The 695-nt window shown below is 46.6% G+C and carries 1 protein-coding gene, 1 tRNA gene and 1 pseudogene; all 3 read left to right on the forward strand.

Going from position 1 to position 695, the window contains the following annotated elements; translation table 11 throughout:
• Positions 1 to 175 (forward strand): annotated as a pseudogene (tuf, locus tag A3761_RS25400) (elongation factor Tu); the annotation flags it as partial.
• Between the two features lie 47 nt (positions 176 to 222).
• Positions 223 to 298 (forward strand) — tRNA-Trp (locus tag A3761_RS03040).
• A gap of 53 nt (positions 299 to 351) precedes the next feature.
• Positions 352 to 695, forward strand: a 344-nt coding sequence (gene secE / locus A3761_RS03045; RefSeq protein WP_068749790.1) for a preprotein translocase subunit SecE, incomplete at its 3' end; no start/stop codon positions are given.

The following is a 695-nucleotide window of genomic DNA, read 5'->3' on the forward strand; positions in this document are numbered from 1 at the left end:
TGTGACAGGTGCTTGTGAGTTGCCTGAAGGTGTTGAAATGGTAATGCCTGGTGATAACGTACAGTTAACAGCTACTTTGATCGCGCCAATCGCGATGGAAGAAGGTCTACGCTTCGCGATTCGTGAAGGTGGTCGTACTGTAGGTGCGGGTGTTGTAGCTAAGATTGTTGAATAATCTTAGTCTATGTTTGGAAGGCAGCTTGATGCTGCCTTCTTTTGTATAGGCCAGTAGCTCAATTGGCAGAGCAGCGGTCTCCAAAACCGCAGGTTGGGGGTTCGATTCCCTCCTGGCCTGCCATTTATTCTAGTAATAAATGGTAGTGGAACAGAATACTTATTAGTGCGTCGATTATGAATGCAAAGGTAGAGAAAGAAGGTAGTGCGCTAGATACGCTGAAGTGGTTGTTGGTGCTTTGTTTGGTGTCAGCGGGCGTGGTGGGTAACTACTATTTTGAAGCAGAATCTCTGTTGTACAGAGTGCTTGCGCTACTTGTTTTGGCATTTGTTGCTGGATGGGTTGCCGTTCAAACGACAAAAGGGCAGGCCTTTGCGAAGTTGGTCTCTGAAGCTCGTTTAGAGATTCGTAAGGTTGTATGGCCTACTAAGCAAGAGTTGACCCAGACGACAATGATAGTTGTTGTTTTTGTGTTAGTGGTTGCGCTTATTTTATGGGGTGTCGACTCCCTGATCGGCTG

The organism is Oleiphilus sp. HI0123 (assembly GCF_001635315.1).